Genomic DNA, 20,531 nt, shown 5'->3' with positions numbered 1-20,531 from the left:
TGAGGGATCAGTCCCGGCTCTGTTCAAAACCACTGATGTCCTCTTCCACCAGCAACTGTTGAAGTTGCGCGGCCGAAGCGCGCCGCATCGGCTTCTCGTCGACGCTGGACAGCGGGGCCTGGCGCAGTACGGCGCGCGGCAGCACGGTCACGTCGAAGGCCAGTTCCTCGGCGCCGAACACCCACACCGGGAAGTCGCCCTCGCGCTCGCGGTCCAGGCGCAGGCGGCGACTGCGCGCCTCGGCGGGGATGCCGTGCTGCTCCAGGAAGCGGGGCACGGCGTCGGGATCGTCGTCGTGCAGGTGCAGCGCCACCGGGCTGCGCAGGTCGGCCGTGCCCTCCAGTACCGGTCCGACCAGTCGGGGGTCGAAACCGCCGAAGAACTCCATGGCGCGCAGCGCCGCTTCGCGCCGTTGCCTGATCGCGTCGACATTGCCGGGTTGGAACAGCCGCTGGTACTCGCGCAGCGCCGCCTCGATCTCGCGATTGCGGGGTAGGGAAGCGTCGTCGTGGATGCCCAGCCGCGCAGCGGCCTTGAGCTTGGCCTGGTGGAAGTCGCGGATACCGCCTTCTGCCATCAGGCGGGCCGCTTCATGCGCCAACCGGTGGCGGCGCTCACGTGTGCGCGTCTGCATGTGCAGGTGGGCGTGCTGTCGGGCGTGGCTCACGAGGACCTCCGCGGCTGCACTGCGCAGGCGGGAACCGCCGCGGTCGGCCACGAGGGCCGACCATCAAACCCTACCACACGTCAGAAGATGTCGAAGGACTCTTCTTCCGTCGGCGCTTCGGCTTCTTCCGGGCCGTAGTCGACATAGGTTTCCATGCGTTCCAGGTCCTCGGCCTTGACCCATTCGACGATGCCCCCGCCGCCGTCGGGAATCAGGCGGCCACCGGGGCCCACCGATACCTGCACCATGCCGTCGGGCGGATCGTTGGCGCGGATCGGCTGGTCCTTGAGCGCCACGCGCATGTAGTCGATCCAGATCGGCAGGGCGGCCTTGCCGCCATATTCGCGGTAGCCCAGCGACTGGAAGTTGTCGCGGCCCACCCAAACGGTGGTCACCAGCGGGCCGCCGAAGCCCGAGAACCAGGCGTCGCGGTGGTCGTTGGTGGAACCGGTCTTGCCGCCGACGTCCTCGCGCTCCAACACCTTGGCCGCGGTGCCGGTGCCGCGCAGCACCACGTCGCGCAGCATCGAGACGATCTGGTAGGCGATGCGGTTGTCGATCGCGCGCGGGGCCAGGGACAGCTTGTCGAGGTCCAGGGGCGCCGCCGCGGGGGCAGGCTTGGTCTCGGGTTTGGCCGCCGGCTTGGCCGCGGTGGCCGCGCCGCCGGCCGGACCGAGGTCGAAGCCGTCCACGACCGTGCCGGTGGCCGGAACGGCCTTTGCCGTGGTCGCGCCGACCGCGCAGGTGCGGCAGGCGATGGCCGGCTTTTCCTTGAACAGCACGGCGCCGTCGCGGTCCTTCACCTCGTCGATGAACCACGGGGTGATCCGGAAGCCACCGTTGGAGAACGCGGCGTAACCCTGCGCCACCGAGATCGGAGTCAGCGACGCGGTGCCCAGCGACATCGACAGGTTGGGCGGCAGTTCCGACTCCGGGAACCCGAAGTGGCTGATGTACTTGCGTGCATAGTCCACGCCCATGGCGTCCAGCAGGCGCACGGACACCAGGTTGCGGGACTGCACCATTGCCTCGCGCAGGCGCATCGGGCCGGCGAAGTTGCCGCTGTCGTTCTGCGGACGCCACACGTGCCCGCGACGGTCCTTGAACACCACCGGTGCGTCCAGCACGATCGATGCCGGGTTGAAGCCGCGCTCCATCGCCGCGGCGTAGACGAACGGCTTGAAGCTCGAGCCGGGCTGGCGGCGTGCCTGGGTGGCGCGGTTGAACTTGTTGCCGGCGTAGCTGTAGCCGCCAGACAGTGCGCGCAGCGCGCCGGTATCGGCATCCAGCGACACCAGCGTCGCCTGGGCGCGCGGGATCTGCGTGAGGCGGTAACGCACGGCGGCGGGCGCGGCGGCGGGCTTGGCATCAGCGGGGGCTTCGATCCGGGTCACGCGGACGATGTCGCCGCGCTTGACCAGGCTGGCCGGGTTGCGTCCACCCCAGCCCTGCTCCGGCCCCAGCTCCAGGGTAGTGCCATCAGCGAGCGCCACGCTGGCGGTGCGGTCGCCCGTGCCCAGCACCAACGCCGGGCGCAGTGCAGCCTGCGAGGTGAAGCCCCGCAGATGGGTGCGCGCCTGTGCGGCGGTTTCGCCCTCGGCCAGGTCGACGTGCTTCTCCACCCCATGCCAGCCGTGGCGCACGTCATAGACGTGCAGGCCATCGCGCAGCGCCTTGTCTGCGGCTGCCTGCAGCACCGGGTCGATCGTGGTGGTTACGTGGTAGCCCTTGGTCAAAGCCTCGGCGCCGAATTTGTCGACCATCGCCTGGCGCACCATTTCGGCCACGTAAGGGGCCTCGATCTCCACCGGGCGTTCGTGCGGGGACGCGTGCATCGGCACGGACTTGGCCGCCTCCGCCTCGTCACGGGAAACGAACTTCAGCTCCGCCATCCGCTGCAGGATGTAGTCGCGGCGTTCCTTGGCGCGCTCGGGGTTGCTCAGCGGGTTGCCGCTGGACGGGAACTTGGGGATGCCCGCTAGCGAGGCCATTTCGTCCAGCGACAGCTCGTCCAGCTTCTTGCCGTAGTAGAACTCGGCGGCCGCGGCCACGCCGTAGGCGCGGTTGCCGAAGAAGCTTTTGTTGAGGTACAGCTCGAAGATCTCGTCCTTGCTCAGCTCGCGCTCCATGCGCATGGCCAGCAACATCTCGGTCAGCTTGCGGGTGTAGCTGACTTCCGAACTCAGGTAGAACTGGCGAGCCACCTGCTGGGTGATGGTGGAGCCGCCGGGGACGCGCTTGCCATCGGTGGTGGCCAACAGCCACACCGCGCGGAACGTGCCCTTGTAGTCCACGCCATGGTGCTGGTAGAAGCGGGCGTCCTCGATGGCGATGAAGGCCTGCTTCAGCCGCTGCGGCACATCCTCGATCTTCGCCGGATAGCGCCGGGTCTCGCCGAACAGCGCCATGAGCTTGCCGTCCCGGGAATAGACGTACATGGGCTCCTGCATTTCCACGTCGCGCAGGGTCTCCACGTCCGGGAGGTTGGGCGCGATCAGGTAATACAGGACGCCAACGGCGACCAGGCCCAGCAGGAACAGGCCGGCCAAGGCGGCCAGCGCCCAGCGGAACAGGCGGCGGAGTGGGGGCATCTGGGATTCGGTCCGATTGCGGGTGTATTGGCCGTGGAGTATAGATGAGGCGGGGGTTGGACCCCGGCGTCCGGTCACGCTTCCAGTTGCCGTTTAAGGGGCATGACGGAATCGGCTCGTCAGTTTCTGACAAGAAATGGTTGCCAGCCGGGGGAAAGTCCGTTATTTAAGACGCGGCCACACAAAGTTCGCGCAAGCGCTTGTGGCAAGGGGAGAATATTGTGGGCGTCATCACGAAAAGCCAGCCGGCCCTCGTCGGCGTGGACATCAGTTCGACTGCGGTGAAGCTGCTGCAGTTGTCCCGGTCGGGCAACCGCTACCGGGTCGAGCACTATGCCGTCGAGCCGCTGCCGCCCAATGCGGTGGTGGAAAAGAACATCGTCGAGGTCGAGGCGGTGGGCGAGGCCATCAAGCGCGCCGTGGCGCGCTCGGGCACGCGCGCGAAGTTCGCGGCCGCGGCCGTGGCCGGCTCTTCGGTGATCACCAAGGTCATCCCGATGCCAGCCGACCTGGACGAGGACGACCTCGAGTCGCAGGTGGAACTGGAGGCGGTCAATTACGTGCCGTACCCGATCGAGGAAGTGAACCTCGACTTCGAGGTGCTCGGCCCGATGCCCAACAGTCCCGAATCGGTGCAGGTCCTGCTCGCCGCCTCGCGCGCCGAGAACGTCGAGGTCCGCTCCTCGGCGCTGGAGCTTGGCGGCCTGACGCCCAAGATCATGGACGTGGAGGCCTTCGCGGTCGAGAACGCCTTCGCGCTCATCGCCGACCAGCTGAAGACCCCGCGTGACGGCCTGGTGGCCCTGATCGACTCGGGCGCGACCATGACCACGCTCAACGTGTTGCGCAACGGTCGCACCATCTACAGCCGCGAGCAGGTGTTCGGCGGCAAGCAGCTTACCGACGAAGTGATGCGCCGCTATGGGCTCAGCTACGAGGAAGCCGGTCTGGCCAAGCGCCAGGGCGGCCTGCCTGAGAGCTACGAGGCCGAGGTGCTGGAGCCGTTCAAGGAGGCGATGGTCCAGCAGATCAGCCGCCTGCTGCAGTTCTTCTACGCGGGCAGCGAGTTCAACCGCGTCGACCAGATCGTCATCGCCGGTGGCGGCGCCTCCATCCAGGGCATCGCCCAGATGGTGGAAGAGCAGCTCGGCGTGCCGACCGCGGTCGCCAACCCGCTGGCGCAGATGACGTTGGGTCCGCGCGTGCAGGCCCACGCCCTGGCACAGGATGCCCCGGCGCTGATGATCGCCTGCGGCCTGGCCCTGAGGAGCTTCGACTGATGGCACGGATCAACCTGCTCCCCTGGCGCGCGGAGCGCCGCAAGCAGCGGCAGAAGGAATTCGCCACCATGCTGGGCCTGTCGGCCCTGGGCGCGGTGCTGCTGTCGTTCCTGATCATCAGCTTCTACAACGGCCAGATCAGCGGCCAGAACGAGCGCAACCAGTTCCTGCGCGACCGGATCACCGAGGTCGACAAGCAGATCGTCGAGATCGAGGAGCTGGACAAGAAGAAGGCCAAGCTGCTGGCGCGCAAGGAAGTCATCGAGCAGTTGCAGGCCAACCGCTCGCAGATGGTGCACCTGTTCGACTCCCTGGTGCGCACGATTCCTGACGGCGTAATCCTCACCTCGATCAAGCAGGACGCGGAAATGCTGACGCTGGAAGGGCGCTCGCAGTCCAACGCGCGCGTGTCCACCTACCTGCGCAACCTGGAAAGCTCGGGCTGGATGACCAACCCCGACCTGTCGATCATCGAGGCCAAGGGCGCCGACAAGGGCCTGCCTTACATGTTCAGCCTGCAGGTCAAGCTGGCCAACCCGAACGCGCCCAAGGACGAGGATGGCGATGGCGTGCCTGACGCGCCGCCGGCACCCGCGCCGGCCGCCGAAAGCGCGGCGCCGGCTGGAGCGGCTCCGGCCGCAACCACCCCGGCACCGGCACCGACTACTGCAGCGCCCGCAACAGGAGCCTCGTCGTGAGCCAGAAGAAGGTTTCACTCAAGGAACTCGATTTCAACAACATGGGCGCTTGGCCGCAGCAGGCCAAGATAGGTTTCTGTGCGCTGGTGGCCGTGCTCATCATCGGCCTGGCCTGGTATCTGTTCGTGCGCGACAAGCGCACGGAGCTTGAGGGCCTGGAGCGCCAGGAGTCCGACCTGCGCACGGAGTTCGAGACCAAGCAGGGGCGCGCCGCCAATCTTGAACCGCTGAAGCAGCAGCTCGCGCAGATGGAGCAGCAGTTGCAGCAGATGCTGCGCCAGCTGCCGAGCAAGACCGAGATGCCGGACCTGATCGTCGACATCTCGCAGACCGCGCTGGCCACCGGCATCACCAATGAGTTGTTCCAGCCGGGTCCGGAACAGCCCAAGGAGTTCTACGCCGAGAAGCCGATCGCGCTGCGCATGGTGGGGACCTACCACCAGTTCGGCGGCTTCGTCAGCGGCGTGGCGTCGCTGCCGCGCGTGGTCATCATGACCATGCACGACATCCAGTTGCGGCCGCGCGCGACCCAGGGCAAGGACGGTGCGATCACGCCGAACAGCCCGCTGGAGCTGGCCGGCACGGTAAAGACGTATCGTTACCTCGACGAAGAGGAAGTGGCCGCGCAGCAGAGCACTGCAGGCGCGCCGGCGTCGGGCCAGGGGGGGACCTGAGATGGGTGAGTTGACTGTCCGCGGTGGGTCGCCCCTGGTGCGCCACATCCTTGCCGTTGCGCTGGTGGCCACACTGGCCGGTTGCGCGCGCGGGGTGACCAGCACGCCAGGCGAGGCCCCCAATCTGGAAACGTGGGTGGCCGAGGTGAAGGCACGCCCTGCGCCGCCGTTGGATCCGTTGCCGGTGATGCAGCAGTTCGAGACGTTCGAGTACGCGGCCCAGGCCCTGCGCGATCCGTTCAGCACCGCCTTCACCGATGATGGTGGTGGCAGTGGCCCACGCCCGGATGCGTCCCGACGCAAGCAGGTGCTGGAGCAGTTCCCGCTCGACAGCCTCGACATGGTCGGCACGCTGGGACGCGGTGGTGGATTGGTGGCGCTGGTGATGGCGCCCGACAAAGTGACGTATCGCGTGCAGCCAGGTGCCTACATGGGTCAGAGCGACGGTCGAGTGACCGGTGTGTTCGACGACCGCATCGAGCTGGTGGAACTGGTGCCGGATGGCGCGGGTGGTTGGCTGGAACGTCCGGCCACGGTCGCGTTGGAAGATCAATGATTCTGGGGGATAGGAAGATGACCGATTTCAACGCCAACCGCTCCCGGCCCGGCCGGCGCCCGTTGATCCTCCGCACGGGGGGCATTGGCCTCGCGATCGGCGTGGTCGCGGCACTCAGTGCGGCCCATGCGGCAGCGCCTTCGACCTCCACAACGGTCGCCATGCCGGTGTCGCTGGCCAATGGCATGCCCGTGGCGACCGATCCCGCCAAGCAGGTTCCGGGCGCCGTGCAGGTATCCAACATCGACTTCAAGCGCGGCGACGGCGGCTCGGGTCGGCTGGTGATCAAGTTCGACGGCAATGGCGCCGCACCGGACCTGAAGAACCAGGGACAGAAGATCGTGATCGATGTCGGCAACGCGCAGTTGCCGGCGTCGTTGCAGCGCCCGCTGAACGTCACCGACTTCGCCACGCCGGTCCAGCGTATCGACGCACGTCCTGCAGGCAACGGTACCCAGCTGGTGCTGGATACCCGCGGCGGGTTCGATTCGATGGCCTACCAGATGGGCAACGAGTACATCGTCGAAGTGATGCCCAAGGCGGCCGTGGCCAGTGCCAAGGCAGCCGGTGGCCGCGCCGTCGGAGCGACGGGCGCGGCGATCCCGAGCAAGGCCTACGCGGGCAAGCCGGTGACCTTCAACTTCCAGGACGTGCCGGTGCGCACGGTACTGCAGCTCATCGCCGAGGAGTCGGGGCTCAACATCGTCGCCTCCGACACCGTGCAGGGCAACGTCACGCTGCGCATGATCAACGTGCCGTGGGACCAGGCGTTGGACATCGTCTTGCAGGCCAAGGGCCTGGACAAGCGCCGCAGCGGCAACGTGGTGTGGGTCGCCCCCCAGGCCGAGCTCGCCAAGTACGAGCAGGACAAGGAAGACGCGCGTATCGCGCTCGACAACCGCGTCGACACGGTGACCGAGTACATCCAGATCAACTATCACAATGCTGCGCAGATCTTCAAGGCGCTGTCTGAGGCCAAGGGAGTGGGTGGCGGTGGTAGTGGTGGCAGTGGTGGTGGTGGCGGTGGTCAGAGCAACCAGGACAGCGGTTTCATGTCACCCCGCGGCCGCATGGTGGCCGATGAGCGCACCAATACGCTGATGATCAGCGACATCCCGAAGAAGGTTGCGCAGATGCGCGAGCTGATCCGGGTCATTGATCGTCCGGTTGACCAAGTGGTGATCGAAGCCCGCGTCGTCATCGCGACGGAGAGCTTCTCCCGCGAGCTGGGCTCTCGTTTCGGCATCAATGGTGCGGCGGGTAAGGACGGTGATCGCAGCACCTTGGGTTTCGGCGGCAGTGCTGACGCCTCGTCCGAAACCGCGCTTTCGCGTTCTAACGCGCTCATGGCTGGCGAGCCGGGCTTTACCGTCACCCGCCAGATGATGACGAACTTGGCAGTCAATAACCCCGCTGGCGCCGTGGCACTCTCGATCCTGAATGCCGGCTACCTGCTTGATGTCGAACTCTCGGCCATGCAGCAGGAAGGCCGCGGCGAGGTCATTTCCAATCCGCGCATCGTCACTGCCAACCAGCGCGAAGCGGTAATTAGTCAGGGTCAGGAAGTTGGCTACGTCACGATTTCGCCGCAGCAGGGTGGCAACTCGATCCCGATTCCGAACGTCCAGTTCAAGGACGTGCTGCTGGAAATGAAGGTCGTCCCGACCATCACCAATGACGGCCGTGTGTTCCTCAACATGGACGTCAAGAAGGACGAGATCGACGGCTTCATCAATACCTCCATCGGTGATGTGCCGCAGATCAGCAAACGCGCGATCAACACAGCCGTTCTTGTCGACGACGGCCAGACCGTGGTGATCGGTGGCGTGTACGAGTTCCGTGACCGCAACGACGTCTCCAAGGTGCCGTTCCTGGGCGATATCCCGTTCCTTGGCAACCTGTTCAAGAAGAAGGGGCGTCAAAAGGAGAAGGCAGAACTGCTGATCTTCGTAACGCCGAAGGTGTTGCGCGTGTCGCAGCGCTGACCTGTCCTGACAATGATCGTGCCAAGGGCTCCTTCGTGGAGCCCTTGGCGTTTTTGCGTTCCGGGCGGTGCCGCTCGGCTCCCAGCTGAACCTGCGACCGCGTCGTTGAACCATGCGGCCCGCTATCGGTCAGAATCCCTGCACCACCTGCGCGGAACGACGATGGACGGAGCGGATAACCAGCCTGCGACGCTGCACGCCACCTTTTCGGCGCTGCGGGACGATTTGGGCCGGCGGATCATTGGCCAGGCGGCACTGGTCGAGCGGTTGCTGGTCGCCTTGCTGGCCGATGGTCACCTTCTGGTCGAAGGCGCGCCAGGCCTCGCGAAAACCACGGCCATCCGGGTATTGGCCGGACGGCTGGACGCGGACTTTGCCCGCGTGCAGTTCACCCCGGATCTGCTGCCGGCGGACCTCACGGGCACCGAGGTGTGGCGACCGCAGGAAGGGCGTTTCGAGTTCCAGTCGGGCCCGATTTTCCACTCGATCCTGTTGGCCGACGAGATCAACCGCGCCCCGGCCAAGGTGCAATCCGCATTGCTTGAGGCGATGGGCGAGCGCCAGGTCACCGTTGGTCGACACACGTACGCCTTGCCGCCGCTGTTCCTGGTCATGGCCACCCAGAATCCGATCGAGCAGGAGGGCACCTTCCCGCTGCCCGAGGCGCAGTTGGACCGGTTCCTGATGCATGTACGTATCGGGTATCCGCAGGTCGATGCGGAGGCCGAAATCCTGCGCCTTGCGCGCGAGCAGGCACGGATGGCGGTGGCGCCGACTCCGCATGTCGAATCCCAACAGATCACCCAGGCGGAGGTAATGGCCGCGCGAGCGGCGGTACTGGATCTGCACGTGGCACCTAGCGTCGAACGTTACGTGATCGAGCTGGTGGTCGCCTCGCGCGATGCGGCTCGCTACGACCCGAATCTCGCGCGACGGATCGGCTGGGGTGCAAGCCCGCGTGGGTCGATCGCTTTGGAGCGCTGCGCGCGTGCCTACGCATGGCTGGCCGGGCGCGACTTCGTGACCCCCGACGACGTGCGCGCGGTGGCGCCAGATGTCCTGCGCCACCGCATCCTTCCCTCGTACGAAGCCACGGCCGAGGGCTGGGACGGTGACCGACTTACTGCCGAACTGTTGCGGTTGGTACCGCTGCCCTGAGGCCTGCGTCATGCGATCGACTCCATCTTGGATCAATCCCGGTGCGACGCAGTCTCCGGTGTTGACGGGGAAGCCTGTGACCCAAGGGGCGACGTCCGCGCGCGAACCCACCGAAGGCATGGCGCCTTCGCTGCAGGAGCTGGTGGCCCTGCGGTCCGTTGCGCTCGGCCGCCGTCGGGCTTGGCATGGACGCCACGGCGTCACGGGGCAGGCGCTGTCCCCGCTGCGAGGCCGGGGCATGGAGTACGCCGAATCACGCGAGTACATCCCCGGCGACGACGCGCGCCACATCGATTGGCGGCTGACCGCGCGCAGCGGGCGACCGCATACCAAGCTCTTCCAGGCCGAGCGCGAGCGGATGACGGTGCTGGTGGCCGATACGGCGCCCGCGCTTTATTTCGGCACGCGGGTGCGATTCAAATCGGTGCAGGCGGCGCGAACCGGCGCAATGGCGGCCTGGGTGGCCGTCGCCGAGGGCGACCGGCTTTGCGCACTCCGTGGCTCCAGCCGCGAGGCGCCCCTTGCGCCCGCCGCCGGTGCGCGTGGCGCATTGCGAGTGCTGGATGCGCTGGTGCGCTGGTACCGGGAGCCGCCCGCCAATGACGAGGGCTTGGGCGCCGCGCTCGACCGGGCGCGACGGATCGTGCGCCCCGGTTCGCGACTCATCGTGCTGGCCGACCCTGCCAGCCTGATCGAGGTGCCCGCCGAGCGCTGGCCCGCACTCAGTCAGCACCACGAAGTCATCGTGTTGCTATTCACCGATCCGCTGGAACTGCGACCACCCGCGAAGCAGTTGCCGATGCAGTCCGGCGATTCGCGGCTCGACCTCGACCTCGCCAGCCCCGCGCAGCGCAAGCAATGGATGGCGACCTTCTCGGAGCCTTTGCGCGCGGCGATGGCAACACTGCCCCTGCGCGGCGTGCGGGTGCAGGCGGTGTCCACCGACGAGCCCGGCGATGCATGGCTGCCCTTGCTGGGACGGCCGCGGCCCCTGGTGGCATGAGCAGCGACCCCACTCTCGTCCTGCGTGACATCCATGCGGTGGCCGCACCGTCGTGGTGGCCGCCTGCGCCGGGCTGGTGGTTGGTGGGCGTTGCGGTGCTGACCGTGCTGGCTGGATTTCTCTGGCGCCACTGGCGCCGCCGTCGGCGGCACGCCCGCATCGCCGATATATTCGATCAGGCGATTGCCGCCGCGCCATCGCGGCCCCAGGCCGTGGCCGCGATGTCGGAGCTGTTGCGGCGTGCCGCCCGGCTGCACGATCCGCAGGCCGATCGGCTTCAGGGCGACGCCTGGTTGGTCATGCTCGATCGCGGCCTTGAGCCGGCCGTCTTCAATACACCGCAAGGCCGTCTGCTGCTCGACGCGGCCTTCCGCCCCGATGTGCACGCCGATGAAGTCCAGGCTCTGCAGCGAATTGCCCGGCCGCGTTTCATCCTCTGGATGATGCAACGGTGATGGACTGGATGCCTCTGCCGGTGAACTGGCGCGATGTGTCGCTGGCATGGCCATGGTTGTTGCTGGCTCTGCCACTGCCGGCAATCGTTTCCTGGTGGGCCCGCCCAGTAACCAGCCACGATCCGGCCTTGCGCGTGCCCTATGGCGCGCGCGTGCAATCGACAAGTGCGTCGCGCGGTGGTCCGCGGCGGCTGCTCGCTGCAGGTGGATGGCTGTGGGCCGCCTGGGCCCTGCTGTGCCTGGCCGCCGCGCGACCGCAGCAACTGGGCGATGCGGTGCAGCCACCGCATGCCGGCCGCGAACTGATGCTGGCCCTGGACCTGTCGGGCAGCATGAGCGAGCCGGACATGGAGCTGGGCGGGCAGCGTGTGGATCGGCTCACCGCCGCGAAAGCCGTGCTCGCCGACTTCCTCGACCATCGCGCCGGCGATCGCGTTGGGCTGCTGGTATTTGGGCGAAGCGCGTATGTGCTTACCCCGGCCACGTTGGACCACCAGTCGGTGCGCGACCAGTTGCAGGACAGCGTGGTGGGCCTGGCCGGGCAGGAAACCGCAGTGGGCGATGCCATTGGTTTGGCGGTCAAGCGCTTGCGCGCCCAGACCGAGGGGCAGCGCGTGCTGGTGCTGCTCACCGATGGCGTGAACACCGCGGGCGCACTGCAGCCGGCCAAGGCTGCAGAGCTGGCGCGTGATGCCGGGGTGCGCGTGCATACCATCGCCTTTGGCGGAGAGGGCACGCTGTCCCTGTTCGGGTTCCAGCTGCCGATGCCGGGCGCGGGTGACGAGATTGACGAGAAGGGACTGGCCGCCATTGCCCGGACCACCGGTGGGCAGTTTTTCCGTGCGCGCGACACGGCCGAGCTGGCGGGCATCTACGCCGAGATCGATCGCATCGAACCGATCACCCGCGCCGGCGAAGCAGTGCGTCCGCGCCTGGAACGTTATCCGTGGCCATTGGGCGCCGCTTGGCTGCTGGCCATGGTCGCCTTCCTGCGGCCGCAGCGGCGGAGGAACTGAGCATGGACGCGGGAGTCGTGCACTGGTTGCGGCCGCTGTGGTTGTGGGCGCTGCTGGCGTTGCCACTGGGGTGGTGGCTGGCGGCCCGACGCACGCGGCGCGGCGAAGTGTGGCGCGGGGTGGTGGATGCCCACCTGCTTCGCCACCTGCTGGTCGTCGAGGCCGCGCCTGCGCACCGGCGTGGGCGCTGGTTGACGGGCGCTGCCTACGTGTTGGCGATCCTGGCCTTGGCCGGACCGAGTTGGCGTCAGGTCGAACAACCGCTGTGGCAAAGCCACGCCCCTCTGGTGGTGGCGCTGGACCTGTCCACTGCAATCGATCGTCGCGACCTCCCGCCGTCGCGGCTGGCACAGGCCCGGGCCAAGTTGGCGATGCTGCTGCAGCAACGCCGCGGTGGTCAGGTGGGTCTCGTCGCCTACGCAGGCGATGCCTTCACCGTGGCGCCGTTGACGGCCGATGCGAACAACGTGGCGGTGTTCCTGGATGCGCTGTCGTCGGAGGTGATGCCGGTGGACGGCCAACGCATCGACCGCGCCATCGGCTGGTCGGCGAAATTGCTGCGCCAGGCTGGCTTCACGCAAGGCGACATCGTGGTCATGGGTGACCACGCGACCGACGCTGACGTTGCGGCCAGTACCCAGGCCGCAACAGCGGGCTTCAACGTCTCCGTCATCGGGGTCGGGGTGGCGACGGGGGCCGGAGGCGGATTCGATGAAGCGTCGCTGCGACGGCTCGCCAGCGCGGGCAACGGGCGTTACCAGCGCATCACGATGGACGATGCGGACCTGCGGGGCCTCGGCGTACTGGCGCCGCGCGGCACCACAGGTGCAGGCGACGCTGAAAGCGGCGGCCGCCATTGGTTGGATGAAGGTTACTGGCTGTTGCCTGCGGTGATGCTGTTGGCTCTGCCGCTGTTCCGCCGCGGTGCCGTGGTGGCGATCCTGGTCCTGGCGCTTGGTTGGCCGCTGGGCGCGGTGCAGGCGGCCGACTGGTGGCGGCGTCCCGACCAGGTGCAGCATGCCGCGATGGAGACGGCCACGCAGCGGTATCGGCAAGGCGATTTCGCGGGCGCGGCGCAGGGCTTCGCCCAGGTGGACAGTGCGGATGCGCACTACAACCGGGGCAACGCGCTGGCCCGGGCGGGGCGTTACCAGGAGGCCATCCGCGCCTACGACGCGGCATTGCAGCGCGCGCCCGGCATGGCGGATGCCGAGGCCAACCGGCGTGCGGTGGAAGCCGTGATGAAGCGCAAATCACCGCCGGGTGGGAAGCCGCCGGCGGGCAAGGGGCGCCCCGAGGCCGGTGACGGTCGTCCTGGTGAGCGCGGTTCGGCCGGAGCCGACCAGGGAGCGGGTGACCCTGCCGTGCCGCAGGAACAGAGTCGAACATCGCCCTCCAGCCAAGCGGAGGGCGCGGCACCTCGGCCGAAGCCCACGCAGGGCGCGGACGCGGCTGCGCAGGCCCAAGCCGACGCGGCCCAGCGCGAGCGTATGCGCCAGGCCGTGGCCCAAGGCGGTCAGCCCAGCGAGGGCGCAAAACCGGGGCAGGGCGACCGCCCGGCCCAGACCGAAACCGCCGCCGAGCGTGAACGGCGCATCGCCAACGAGGCGTGGCTGCGGCGTGTCCCCGACGAACCCGGCGGCCTACTCCGGGAGAAGTTCCGGCTGGAATACCAGCGCCGCCTGCGGCAGGGAGGTTCATCGCGGTGACCATTGATTGCATTGCCCGACATGGCGCTTTCCCACGGGGCTGGATCGCAGGCGCACCGCGTGCACGTCGATCGACGAGGGCGTCGTTTGCCTGGGGGCTGTGGTGCGCCTTGCTGCTGCAGTTCGCAGTGGTCGCAGCGGCTTCGGCACAAACGCGCGCGTGGCTGGACCGGGATCGCATCGGTGCGGGCGAAACCGTCACCCTCAACGTGGAAACCACCCAGCCCGGCAACCCGATGCCGGACTTCTCTCCGCTGCAGCGCGACTTCGTGGTCAGTGGCAACACCAGCCGCCGCGAATTCCATATGCGCAACGGCCAAGCCACGGTGCGGGCGCTGTACGGCGTGGCGCTGCGCCCACGCCGCGACGGCGTGCTCACCGTGCCGGCGCTGGCCGTCGGCGCGGCACGCACATCGCCGCTGACGTTGGTGGTTGCGTCGGGAGCGACTTCGGCGCCCGCACCCGCGCGCACCGGCGACAACGTCTTCATCGAAAGCGAGCCGGATGACGAGACGCCGTATGTGCAACAGGCGGTGGGTTGGGTGGTGCGGCTGTACTCGGCCGTGCCGCTGGTTTCCGGCGCGCTCGACCAGCCTGCGCCGGACGGCGCGACGCTCCAGCGCGTGGGCGAGGATGCGCAGTACACGCGCGACGTTGGTGGCCGGCGCTACATGGTGGTCGAGCGGCGTTTCCTGCTGCTGCCCGAGCGTAGCGGGACGCTCACCCTGCCCGGCGCGAGCTTCGAAGGGCGGGGCACCGGTGGATTTTTCGATGACCTGTTCGGGGATCGAGGGGGCGTGCTGAAAGCGCAGGCCCGCCCCCGTTTCCTGCAGGTGCAGGCGCCGCCCGCCAACGCGCCGCAACCGTGGCTGCCCTTGCACGCCCTGGAGTTGCGTTACCGCACCGTGCCCACGACCCTGCGCGTGGGCGAGGCCACCGACCTGGTGGTCGAGATCACGGCCGATGGCGCGACGGCCGCGCAGATGCCCGAGGTGCGGTTTCCGTCGATCGATGGGGTGCAAGTCTTCGCCGAGCCGGTGAAGAGCGACGAGGGCTTCGCGGGTGGCCGTCCAAGGGTGAAGCAGCTGCGGCGATTTTCGCTGGTCCCGGCGCGCGCCGGCGCGGTCCATGTGCCTGCGTTGAAGCTGGCCTGGTGGGATGTCCGCACGGGCAGCACGCGAGTGGCCAGCTTGCCGGCGCTGTCTCTCAAGGTCGCGGTGGCCTCGGGCGTAAAGGTGTCACCGTCCGCATCCGCCCCGGCGTCGACCGCGCCGGATGGCGCCGGGTCGCCAGGCGCTGCGGGCGACCGGGGGGGGATGGCCGCGCGCCTGGGCAACCCCTGGGTGGTCGCCACAGTGGTCTTCGCGGCGTTGTGGCTGGTGACGCTTGTGTGGTGGCTGAGCCATCGCGGGGGACGCGCGCCCGCGGGCGGACGCGTCGGTACGCCGTCGCTCCAGGCATCGGCCGCAGGCATCCTGTCTGTCGATCCCGGGGTGCTGCGTCGCGCGCTGGACACCGGCAGTCTGGGCGACGTGGCGGAGGCCTTGCTCGCGCTGGCACCGCAGCCGTGCATGGGCATGGACCCGCTGCGTGCGCAGCTGGCTGACCTCCGCCAACGCGATGCCGTGGATCTGTTGCAGCGCGCCCGCTGGTCCGAAGGCGATGGCCGCGCGGCACGTGCTGCGCTGCGCGAGGCCTTCGCCAAGGGCCCGCGTTGGCGGCCGGCCCCGGCCGCCAGCAAGCCCGATCCGCTACCGCCGCTGTACCCGGAGCGCTGAGCCCGCCAGGACCGGTTTGCTAAGCTCCCGGGATTCCACCGGGGACCCCCACGATGACCGAAGCCCATGCGACCACCCAGGGCAAGAAGAAACTGCCCTTGCACTGGAAGATGGCCATCGGCTTCTTCGCGGGACTGCTGCTGGGGATGTTCGTGCACTACAGCGCCGGCGCCGACGCGGGCTGGGTGCAGTGGCTGACGAGCACCGTGACCCAGCCGGCCGGCACGCTGTTCCTGCGGCTGATCTTCATGCTGGTGATCCCGCTGCTGTTCTCCGCGCTGGTGGTGGGTATCGCGGAGATGGGCGACATCCGCGCATTGGGGCGGGTGGGTTGGCGCACATTGGCCTACACCGTGGTCGTTTCGGCAATCGCGGTGCTGATCGGCCTCGTGCTGGTCAACTGGCTGCAGCCGGGGGCCGGCGTGGACCGCGCCGCCGCGCAGCAGATGCTGGCCGAAGGCTCCGAACGCGCGCAGTCCATCATCAGCAGCACCGCCCAGCAGCCCAAGGGCATGGACATGCTGTTGTCCATCGTGCCCGACAACGTGGTCGCGGCCGCGTCCAACAACGCCATCCTGGCGGTGATGTTCTTCGCGCTGATGCTGGGCATCGGCCTGGTCGCAACGCGCAGTGAGGCGTCCGACACGCTCAAGCGCGGCATCGAAGGCCTGTTCGAAGTGTCGATGACCCTGATCGGCATGGTCATCAAGCTGGCGCCGTACGCGGTGTTCTGCTTCATGTTCAACCTGGCCGCGCTGTTCGGCTGGGACCTGCTGGTGCGACTGGGTGCGTACGTTGGCGTGGTGGTGCTGGCGTTGGCGCTGCACATGTTCGTGACCTATTCGCTGGCGCTGAAGTTCGTGGGCAACTACTCGCCGGTGAAGTTCTTCAAGGGCTCGCAGGAGGCGATGGTGATGGCGTTCTCCACCGCGTCCAGCAACGCCACGCTGCCGACCGCGCTGCGCGTGGCCGAGGAGGAACTGGGCCTGCCCAAGCGCGTGTCGCGTTTCGTGCTGACCGTGGGCGCCACGGCCAACCAGAACGGCACGGCGCTGTTCGAGGGCGTGACGGTGCTGTTCCTGGCGCAGTTCTTCGGCGTGGAGCTGTCGCTGGCGCAGCAGGTGACGGTGATGTTCGTGTGCATCCTGGGCGGTATTGGTACCGCAGGCGTGCCGGCGGGTTCGCTGCCGGTGGTGGCGCTGATCTGCGGGATGGTGGGGGTGCCGCCGGAAGGGATTGGCCTGATCCTGGGCGTGGATCGGTTCCTGGACATGTGCCGGACTACTTTGAATGTCACCGGAGACTTGGCGGCTGCGGCCGTGGTGTCTCGCGGGGAAGTGGATTCGCCTGCTGGTTGAGCAATGACGGTGCGGGCGGGCTTCGGGTCTCGGGGCGTTGCTCCAGCCCTCCGTCGCGGCATCCCGCCACGAGTCGGGCCGCCGGCCATCCATGGCCGGCTTTTCCGCAACGCCCCCGAGGCCCGAAGCACTCTTCACCTCGGTGGCACCTGGAGCGAGGCGATTCGAGCCCGAGTTGGCAGCCCGTTCACTGAAGCCAGGGGAAACCTGAACGGCCCCGAGGGCGACACGGGAGGCTGCCGGATGGGACAATGGGCGTCCGGCCCGCCCGTCCAGGCCCGGCCGCGCCTCCTTCCGCCTCCCAGAAAGCCCTCGCCGACCCATGACGACGCCCAGCCGCCGCGATCTCGCCAACGCCATCCGTTTCCTCGCCATCGACGCCGTACAGGCCGCCAACTCCGGCCACCCCGGCATGCCGATGGGCATGGCCGACATCGCCGAGGTGCTGTGGAACGACTACTACAGCCACAACCCCAACAACCCGAAGTGGTTCAACCGCGACCGCTTCGTGCTGTCCAACGGCCATGGCTCGATGCTGCAGTACGCGCTGCTGCACCTGTCCGGTTACGACCTGCCCCTGGATGAGCTGAAGAACTTCCGCCAGCTGGGCAGCAAGACCGCCGGCCACCCGGAGAACACCCACACCCCGGGCGTTGAGACCACCACCGGTCCGCTGGGCCAGGGTTTCGCCAATGCCGTGGGCATGGCGCTGGCAGAGAAGCTGCTCGCACAGCGCTTCAACAAGCCCGAGCTCGAGATCGTCGACCACCGCACCTGGGTGTTCATGGGCGACGGCTGCCTGATGGAAGGCGTCTCGCACGAGGCCGCGTCGCTGGCCGGCACCTGGGGCCTGCACAAGCTGGTCGCATTCTGGGACGACAACAAGATCTCGATCGACGGCAACACCGACGGCTGGTTCACCGACGACACCCCGGCGCGTTTCGAGGCCTACGGCTGGAACGTGATCCGCGGCGTCGATGGCCATGACGCCACCGAGATCAAGACCGCGATCGAAACCGCGCTGAAGTCCACCGACAAGCCGACCCTGATCTGCTGCCGCACCACGATTGGCTTCGGTTCGCCGGCGAAGGCGGGCAAGGAATCCAGCCACGGCGCGCCGCTGGGCAAGGACGAAGTCGTTGCCACCCGCGCCGCGCTGGGCTGGGAGCACGGTCCGTTCGAGATCCCGCAGGCCATCGCCGATGGCTGGCGCGCGGGCAACGCCGGCCTGGTGCGCGAGGACCAGTGGAACCGCGTGTTCGATGCTTATGCCGCGCAGTACCCGGAACTGGCCGACGAGCTGGTGCGCCGTTCGCACGCCGAGCTGCCGGCCACCTTCGTCGCCGACGCTGATGCCTACATCGCCAAGCTGCAGGCCGAAGGTCCGGTCGTGGCCTCGCGCAAGGCCTCGCAGATGGCCATCGAGGCCTATGCGCCGCTGTTGCCGGAACTGGTCGGTGGCTCGGCCGACCTGGCGCATTCCAACCTGACCCTGTGGAAGGGCAGCAAGTCGGTCGCCACCGACGACCCCAACGCCAACTACATCTACTTCGGCGTGCGCGAGTTCGCGATGACCGCGATCAGCAACGGCCTGAGCCTGCACGGTGGCTTCATCCCGTACGACGCCACCTTCCTGGTGTTCAGCGACTACGCGCGCAATGCGGTGCGCATGAGCGCGCTGATGGGCGCGCAGGCCATCCACGTGTACACCCACGACTCCATCGGCCTGGGCGAGGACGGTCCGACCCACCAGCCGATCGAGCACCTGGCCAGCCTGCGCTACATCCCGCACAACGACGTGTGGCGCCCGTGCGACGCGGTGGAATCCGCCGTGTCGTGGAAGGCGGCGATCATGCGACATGACGGCCCGAGCTGCCTGGTGTTCTCTCGCCAGAACCTGGCGCACCAGCCGCGCAGCGCGCAGCAGGTGGCTGATATTGCGCGCGGCGGTTACGTGCTGAAGGACAGCGTCGGCGCGCCGGAGATCATCCTGATCGCCACCGGTTCGGAAGTCGGGCTGGCCACGCAGGCCGCCGAGCAGTTGGGCGACAAGGTGCGCGTGGTATCGATGCCGTCGACCGACGTGTTCGACCGCCAGGACGCGGCTTACCGCGAAGCCGTGCTGCCCAAGGCCTGCCGCAAGCGCGTGGCCATCGAAGCCGGCGTGAGCGACTTCTGGCGCAAGTACGTGGGCCTGGACGGTGCCGTGATCGGCATCGACGAGTTCGGTGCCAGCGCGCCGGCGGAGAAGCTGTTCGAGAAGTACGGCTTCACCGTGGACAAGGTGGTGGAGGCGGCCAAGGCGCTTTGACCGGCCTGCCACGGCGTGGAATGAAAACGGGGCCTTTCAGCCCCTTTTTTTTTTTTTTTGGTGCTGGCCGTGCCGCTCATAGCGGTATCGCAGCTGCAGGCCGAAGTTGTTGGCCGTGAACGCATCCACCGCATCGGTGCTTTCCACCAACCGCCCATCCGTGCCGATGCGGTACGCCACTGGATTTTCACGCCAAGCCACTGCAGCTTCGCGCGCAGTTCACCGCCACGGGGGTGCGAAACCACAGGGTCTTCCACACGGCCCCGTCAAACATCGCAACCTCCCGCGCGCAACGCAGCATCCACCAGCGTCGCCGGAGCGATGTAGAGGTTGGACTGCCCGTTCAATGTGCCGCCCGGATCGGCGGCGCCATCGCCCGCACGCAGGCTGGCGAAGTAAAGCACGCGGCCATCGCCGCTGAAGGCAGGGGTGAAGTCCATGCCCACGCCATTGATCGGTGCTGGCAGTCGCACGGCCCGCGACCAGGCCGTCGGCCGTCTGCAGGTGGCGAACAGGTCCAACTCGTCCGAGCCGTCCCGTCTGCTCCAGAACATCGCCACGCGGCCATCGGGCGACAGCGTGAAGTCACCTTGGATGTCGCCGTCGTTGAACGGTGCTGGCAGGGGCAGCGGCTTGCCGATCCCGCTGCCATTCACGCGGGCCTGGTAGATCGCCAGCTTGGCGGGACCGCCTTTGCGGGAACTGTTGAAGTACAGCCAGCCATCGTGGAGTTCAGGGCCCAGTTCCTCACCGTCGGACGCCACCGCTGCGAGGTGTTCTGGAGTGCCAAAGTGCCCGGCATCCACGCTCACGCGCCAGATGTCGAGGTTGCCGTTCGGCGCGTCGCCGGCCACGGGCCGGTTGGAGACGAAGTACATCGTCTTGCCATCCGGCGTCAGCCACGGATCCGAGTCCTTGTAGCGCGGATCCGTGAAGGGCACTTCCGTCGGTGCGTTCCAGCCTTGGCCTTCGCGGCGTGCAAACCAGATGCGGCTGTCCTTGAAGTCCGCGGCCGAACGGGCGAACACCATCAACCGTGCATGCGCGTCCGTGCTCAGGTTGTAGTCGTTACGCGGGCCAGACAGCCAGCCTTCACCGATCAGGAACGCGACATCGGCCTGCGCGGTCGGCAGGGTGCGCACCTCCGCCGCGGAGCTTCTCTCCGCGGCGGCGGCAAAAACTGGACTGGCTTCGCTTGGATCGACCGTATTGGGTGCCTGTTCTGCTGTACTGCAGCCGGCGACCAGCAGTCCCGCCATTGTCATTGCGATAAGACGCATTCGTCCTCCATT

The 20,531-nt window shown here is 67.8% G+C and carries 17 protein-coding genes; 13 read left to right on the top strand and 4 right to left on the bottom strand.

Going from position 1 to position 20,531, the window contains the following annotated elements; translation table 11 throughout:
* Window positions 1–7: 7 nt before the first annotated feature.
* Together N800_RS05510 and N800_RS05505 are read right to left on the bottom strand one after the other, a co-directional pair.
* Window positions 8–634 carry a hypothetical protein gene (locus N800_RS05510; protein ID WP_198032476.1) on the bottom strand — a complete coding sequence of 209 codons (627 nt, stop codon included), beginning with the start codon at window positions 632–634 and terminating at the stop codon, window positions 8–10.
* Between the two features lie 113 nt (window positions 635–747).
* A complete protein-coding gene (locus N800_RS05505; RefSeq protein ID WP_036135646.1) occupies window positions 748–3,258 on the bottom strand; it encodes a penicillin-binding protein 1A in 2,511 nt (836 codons plus the stop codon).
* 221 nt (window positions 3,259–3,479) lie between these two features.
* Here N800_RS05505 and N800_RS05500 point away from each other — a divergent pair, with 221 nt between their 5' ends.
* From N800_RS05500 to tkt, 13 genes are all read left to right on the top strand, one after another.
* Complete coding sequence (locus N800_RS05500; RefSeq protein WP_036135643.1) at window positions 3,480–4,538, top strand: pilus assembly protein PilM; 1,059 nt, start codon at window positions 3,480–3,482, stop codon at window positions 4,536–4,538.
* Window positions 4,538–5,236: a PilN domain-containing protein gene (locus tag N800_RS05495; protein WP_036135640.1), complete on the top strand. Its 699-nt coding sequence runs from the start codon at window positions 4,538–4,540 to the stop codon at window positions 5,234–5,236. Before N800_RS05500 ends, N800_RS05495 begins: the two co-directional genes overlap by 1 nt.
* Window positions 5,233–5,910 (top strand): type IV pilus inner membrane component PilO, encoded by a 678-nt coding sequence (locus tag N800_RS05490; protein WP_036135638.1) that lies wholly within the window; start codon window positions 5,233–5,235, stop codon window positions 5,908–5,910. Before N800_RS05495 ends, N800_RS05490 begins: the two co-directional genes overlap by 4 nt.
* A 1-nt stretch (window position 5,911) precedes the next feature.
* Window positions 5,912–6,466, top strand: coding sequence for a pilus assembly protein PilP (locus N800_RS05485; protein ID WP_156962879.1), 555 nt, complete (start codon window positions 5,912–5,914; stop codon window positions 6,464–6,466).
* Window positions 6,467–6,483: 17 nt separating this feature from the next.
* Complete coding sequence (locus N800_RS05480; RefSeq protein ID WP_036135635.1) at window positions 6,484–8,451, top strand: type IV pilus secretin PilQ; 1,968 nt, start codon at window positions 6,484–6,486, stop codon at window positions 8,449–8,451.
* Between the two features lie 162 nt (window positions 8,452–8,613).
* The gene (locus tag N800_RS05475; protein WP_036135632.1) at window positions 8,614–9,609 is read left to right on the top strand and encodes an AAA family ATPase; all 996 of its coding nucleotides are present in this window, start codon (window positions 8,614–8,616) and stop codon (window positions 9,607–9,609) included.
* Window positions 9,610–9,619: 10 nt separating this feature from the next.
* A complete protein-coding gene (locus N800_RS05470) occupies window positions 9,620–10,612 on the top strand; it encodes a DUF58 domain-containing protein (RefSeq protein ID WP_084087246.1) in 993 nt (330 codons plus the stop codon).
* Window positions 10,570–11,067, top strand: coding sequence for a DUF4381 domain-containing protein (locus N800_RS05465; protein WP_332257263.1), 498 nt, complete (start codon window positions 10,570–10,572; stop codon window positions 11,065–11,067). Before N800_RS05470 ends, N800_RS05465 begins: the two co-directional genes overlap by 43 nt.
* On the top strand, window positions 11,067–12,083 hold the full coding sequence (locus N800_RS05460; protein ID WP_036135626.1) for a vWA domain-containing protein: 1,017 nt from the start codon (window positions 11,067–11,069) through the stop codon (window positions 12,081–12,083). The genes N800_RS05465 and N800_RS05460 overlap by 1 nt, the downstream gene beginning before the upstream one ends.
* Window positions 12,084–12,085: 2 nt before the next feature.
* The gene (locus tag N800_RS05455; protein WP_036135624.1) at window positions 12,086–13,792 is read left to right on the top strand and encodes a VWA domain-containing protein; all 1,707 of its coding nucleotides are present in this window, start codon (window positions 12,086–12,088) and stop codon (window positions 13,790–13,792) included.
* 110 nt (window positions 13,793–13,902) lie between these two features.
* Entirely contained in the window at window positions 13,903–15,570 is a 1,668-nt protein-coding gene (locus N800_RS05450) for a BatD family protein (protein WP_052107951.1), read from the top strand.
* A 53-nt stretch (window positions 15,571–15,623) separates the two neighbouring features.
* Window positions 15,624–16,928 (top strand): dicarboxylate/amino acid:cation symporter, encoded by a 1,305-nt coding sequence (locus tag N800_RS05445; protein ID WP_036135622.1) that lies wholly within the window; start codon window positions 15,624–15,626, stop codon window positions 16,926–16,928.
* A gap of 322 nt (window positions 16,929–17,250) precedes the next feature.
* Window positions 17,251–19,239 (top strand): transketolase, encoded by a 1,989-nt coding sequence (tkt, locus tag N800_RS05440; RefSeq protein ID WP_036135619.1) that lies wholly within the window; start codon window positions 17,251–17,253, stop codon window positions 19,237–19,239.
* Window positions 19,240–19,275: 36 nt separating this feature from the next.
* Here tkt and N800_RS15845 read toward each other — a convergent pair whose 3' ends face one another.
* A complete protein-coding gene (locus N800_RS15845; RefSeq protein WP_156962878.1) occupies window positions 19,276–19,440 on the bottom strand; it encodes a hypothetical protein in 165 nt (54 codons plus the stop codon).
* A 65-nt stretch (window positions 19,441–19,505) separates the two neighbouring features.
* A complete protein-coding gene (locus N800_RS15250) occupies window positions 19,506–20,519 on the bottom strand; it encodes a TolB-like translocation protein (protein WP_084087244.1) in 1,014 nt (337 codons plus the stop codon).
* Window positions 20,520–20,531: the final 12 nt, after the last annotated feature.

The organism is Lysobacter daejeonensis GH1-9, assembly GCF_000768355.1.
Classification (GTDB): Bacteria; Pseudomonadota; Gammaproteobacteria; order Xanthomonadales; family Xanthomonadaceae; genus Aerolutibacter; species Aerolutibacter daejeonensis.
Note: the sequence above shows the minus strand (reverse complement) of the source record. Positions and strands in the feature narration are given on the sequence as shown.

Coding starts and splice junctions, on each gene's coding strand:
- tkt (WP_036135619.1), top strand. CDS start 17,251: ATGACGACGCCCAGCCGCCGCGATCTCGCCAACGCCATCCGTTTCCTC.
- N800_RS05470 (WP_084087246.1), top strand. CDS start 9,620: ATGCGATCGACTCCATCTTGGATCAATCCCGGTGCGACGCAGTCTCCG.
- N800_RS05455 (WP_036135624.1), top strand. CDS start 12,086: ATGGACGCGGGAGTCGTGCACTGGTTGCGGCCGCTGTGGTTGTGGGCG.
- N800_RS05475 (WP_036135632.1), top strand. CDS start 8,614: ATGGACGGAGCGGATAACCAGCCTGCGACGCTGCACGCCACCTTTTCG.
- N800_RS05460 (WP_036135626.1), top strand. CDS start 11,067: ATGGACTGGATGCCTCTGCCGGTGAACTGGCGCGATGTGTCGCTGGCA.
- N800_RS05445 (WP_036135622.1), top strand. CDS start 15,624: ATGACCGAAGCCCATGCGACCACCCAGGGCAAGAAGAAACTGCCCTTG.
- N800_RS05505 (WP_036135646.1), bottom strand. CDS start 3,258: ATGCCCCCACTCCGCCGCCTGTTCCGCTGGGCGCTGGCCGCCTTGGCC.
- N800_RS05495 (WP_036135640.1), top strand. CDS start 4,538: ATGGCACGGATCAACCTGCTCCCCTGGCGCGCGGAGCGCCGCAAGCAG.
- N800_RS05485 (WP_156962879.1), top strand. CDS start 5,912: ATGGGTGAGTTGACTGTCCGCGGTGGGTCGCCCCTGGTGCGCCACATC.
- N800_RS05480 (WP_036135635.1), top strand. CDS start 6,484: ATGACCGATTTCAACGCCAACCGCTCCCGGCCCGGCCGGCGCCCGTTG.
- N800_RS05510 (WP_198032476.1), bottom strand. CDS start 634: ATGCAGACGCGCACACGTGAGCGCCGCCACCGGTTGGCGCATGAAGCG.
- N800_RS05465 (WP_332257263.1), top strand. CDS start 10,570: ATGGCTGCCCTTGCTGGGACGGCCGCGGCCCCTGGTGGCATGAGCAGC.
- N800_RS15250 (WP_084087244.1), bottom strand. CDS start 20,519: ATGCGTCTTATCGCAATGACAATGGCGGGACTGCTGGTCGCCGGCTGC.